A 2,923-nucleotide genomic window follows, 5' to 3' on the forward strand; every position below is an offset into this window, starting at 1 on the left:
TTAGTTTGTTTAACCTCATAAATTTCAATTGATGATGTATAAAAAAATATCTTAAATCAAGTGATGTGAATTGATTTTTTATTGTTTGTGAGAAATTCGCGGTAACACTGACTTTAAAAGTCAAGTCAAAAGTGCCCTCAAATGTTTTGCAATACCATCTAAAAAAGCAAGCTGACAAAGGCTACACAATTAGCTTTAACCCCTATAGGGTAGGGATAATCGTTTCAACCATCGTAATCCTACTCTTGGTGCTAAAAGCTTATGACAATTGGAGATTTTCACAGGGCAGGGTTAAAGCGATAGAACACAGAGATTTCGTTGACCCTAATCAATATTTAGAAATACCTAAGGAATTACCAAAATGGTGAAGAACAATTCTAGTTTGAAACTGAAAAATCATGTCACACCCAAAGCAAGGAGAATTAATCAAGTTCTCAAGACTAAGTTTGGTGTAAGTCTAGATGATTTTACAAATGCAATGATGGGGGACGTTACCAGCGCTCAGAAAATTGGAGAGCTAGCGCGTCAAGGTAGATTAAGTGCAGAATTTGCACCCAAACTAGCCGAAGCTTATCACCAAATAATTAACGGTACTACTGCCCAAAATAAAGCCATCTCCGAGGTACTGGTAAATGCTGGGAAAAGTGCGATCGAGATTGACAAGGCAGTGATGAACGCAACTCTTGCAAATGCTCAATATGCTCATAAAAGAAGTGAGTTAGCTGCTGAGTTTGTAAATGCTCGAAACACCGAAAACCAGCGTCATAATTACCAGATGAATTACACCCAAATTAAAGGTTATATGATGCTTACCTTGTTGGGGTTGACAATCAAGCTAATTTAATTGACCAATCGAACAGACCTGAAGTTAAACAGATAACTGCCAATAACTCTCTCGGAATTTGAGAGGGTTATTGGTTTGGCGGGGAGGATTTTGGCTGCTGCGATCGCACGCTCTAAATATTCTTTTTTAGTGGTCATTTGATATCTGTTGATCTTGATTGGTTGCTTTTCCTCTCAGCAGGGAGAGATTGAAGAAGGCATTTTATTACTGAAATAGCAAAAATAAATACGGACTTATTTAGCAATTTTTAGCTCAAGGTAATATATCTTTTGAAAATCGGTGATATATCCAAATTACCTGTATACTACACGCATAATACGCATATAAGCTAAAGTTATATACAGCAAGCACTTCAGCTTTATCATTTTCATAAATCACCCTAAAAAGCGTACCACATCTACATTATTTGCTTTTTTTAGCTCACACGCACAATACACGCCTAAACTATAATCCCTCATAGCAATGCTTAACCGTTATGTAATAATTAACCCATTCTTCCCATTTCTTCAAAGAGGTTAATTATGGCAGGGACAGCAAAGAAAGCCAAAAAGTACAAAATGCCCAAGGAACATTTGAAGGGAGTTCGTAGAAGGCGAGGCGAACCCATTATGTACGATGAGGTCAAAGTTAACTGGAATCTAAAAATAACCCCAACTGCAAAAAAGCTAATCAGCGATGCAGCCAAATTAGAAAACTTTTCTGCCTCAGAATTTATTGAGCGCTGGGCAAGGGCAGTATTAGCTGATAATAATCCACGCGAAAAAAAAGAGGGGTAAATTATCGACTTCATGAAATTCGACAGTTGCGATCGCAGAATCTGATCGACTTACAAAACTATCGCTAGGGCGGTGGCAAGAACAAATTTTTTACTTATCATAATTTTACTCGTGAGAGTCCTACTTCTGATAAGCAAGATTTTCATAAGTATTTTAAAAATCTCTCTTGTACTAAATCACTGAGAAGCCGTGTGAATTTAACAATTCATACACAGTTTTGCAGCCAAGTTAGGAGGGTGATTTCCTGGCTTAGACATTCATATAACAAGAGATTGGAATTAAGCCTAAATTGCAGCGCGGATCTTGGCTCAATGTGGGGTAGGTTAGCAGCAGTAGTAGTGTATTTTAAAGATTGAGAGTTAAAGACTATTTGCTTAGTTAAATCCGAGACGTTTCTTGACATCTAAAAAATTTATTACTGCTGCTACTAATTTATAACAAAATTGTTTATTCTCTCCTGGAGGAGTAAAAGGTTCTCCTAAACTAATAGTTAATATGAATTTATTGATATCAAAATTATCAATTTGGAGTTTGTCTATTACTTCTTGACAACTATATGTTCCATTATCAAGTTGTTCAAGCTTGGATTTCCAGATAGGGTCAGTGATTGGTAAGCTATAGAAAGTTTTATTTAAAAGGAAATGAGCCTTAAATTTTTTCTTGTTCTCGTAACTGGTAATTTGCCAAGAGAGTTTACGAGGATATATGAGAGCTAATGAAGAATGAGCTACAGATTGCTTTAAATCGTTATAGTAGATATGTCCACCCGAACTACCAAAAAGTTCTGGAGAAGAAGAGTGCTTGAGAACCTCTGGGCTTAGTAGCCCTTGAATCTGGGTTAAACTTGGAGTGCCTAGAAGTTTCCATGAATTATTTGGTTCGATCACCCAGTTTTCAGGTTGGTGGCATCTTGGGAAAGGTTTGCTGCAATGAATTCTTATAATGTCAAATATTTGAGGTTCGTGTCCGCCGTTTAGAATGTAATCTTTTTCACGTAAAGTTCCATCTTCTGTATCTGATACCGGACGGAGCCATCCTGAACCATCTGTTTTAATACCAGCGATGCAACGTCCGCCATTTTTAATAGATTTTGCAAGGCAAATAACATCAAAAGTGGGCATTTTGAACCTCTTCTTCACCGAAAGATTATTAGCGGTATGTTTAGAGGTGATGGATGTTGATAGCTGTGTTTAGTTTACGTTGGGTATCCGCCGAGATACGTGCAAATTGGGACACGTTGTAAAGTTTTGTAAAGTCAATTGTCAAAAACCTTGAGTTACCGTCGTTTCAGCCTCAACCGAAA

At 37.2% G+C, this 2,923-nt stretch carries 4 protein-coding genes; 2 read left to right on the forward strand and 2 right to left on the reverse strand.

Going from position 1 to position 2,923, the window contains the following annotated elements; all coding sequences use genetic code 11:
* Positions 1–361: 361 nt before the first annotated feature.
* A complete protein-coding gene (locus H6G26_RS40405; RefSeq protein ID WP_190737606.1) occupies positions 362–844 on the forward strand; it encodes a hypothetical protein in 483 nt (160 codons plus the stop codon).
* Here the strand turns inward: H6G26_RS40405 and H6G26_RS40410 are convergent.
* On the reverse strand, positions 841–981 hold the full coding sequence (locus H6G26_RS40410) for a hypothetical protein (protein ID WP_190737608.1): 141 nt from the start codon (positions 979–981) through the stop codon (positions 841–843). The two genes, H6G26_RS40405 and H6G26_RS40410, sit on opposite strands and share 4 nt — an antisense overlap.
* 384 nt (positions 982–1,365) lie before the next feature.
* Here H6G26_RS40410 and H6G26_RS40415 point away from each other — a divergent pair, with 384 nt between their 5' ends.
* Complete coding sequence (locus H6G26_RS40415) at positions 1,366–1,620, forward strand: hypothetical protein (protein ID WP_190737610.1); 255 nt, start codon at positions 1,366–1,368, stop codon at positions 1,618–1,620.
* A 374-nt stretch (positions 1,621–1,994) separates the two neighbouring features.
* Here H6G26_RS40415 and H6G26_RS40420 read toward each other — a convergent pair whose 3' ends face one another.
* The gene (locus H6G26_RS40420; RefSeq protein ID WP_190737612.1) at positions 1,995–2,741 is read right to left on the reverse strand and encodes a hypothetical protein; all 747 of its coding nucleotides are present in this window, start codon (positions 2,739–2,741) and stop codon (positions 1,995–1,997) included.
* Positions 2,742–2,923: the final 182 nt, after the last annotated feature.

It is taken from the genome of Nostoc sp. FACHB-888 (assembly GCF_014696655.1).
GTDB lineage: Bacteria > Cyanobacteriota > Cyanobacteriia > Cyanobacteriales > Nostocaceae > Nostoc.

Excerpts from the sequence above, each read along its gene's own strand:
- H6G26_RS40415 (WP_190737610.1), top strand. The coding sequence starts at position 1,366 with ATGGCAGGGACAGCAAAGAAAGCCAAAAAGTACAAAATGCCCAAGGAA.
- H6G26_RS40420 (WP_190737612.1), bottom strand. The coding sequence starts at position 2,741 with ATGCCCACTTTTGATGTTATTTGCCTTGCAAAATCTATTAAAAATGGC.
- H6G26_RS40405 (WP_190737606.1), top strand. The coding sequence starts at position 362 with ATGGTGAAGAACAATTCTAGTTTGAAACTGAAAAATCATGTCACACCC.
- H6G26_RS40410 (WP_190737608.1), bottom strand. The coding sequence starts at position 981 with ATGACCACTAAAAAAGAATATTTAGAGCGTGCGATCGCAGCAGCCAAA.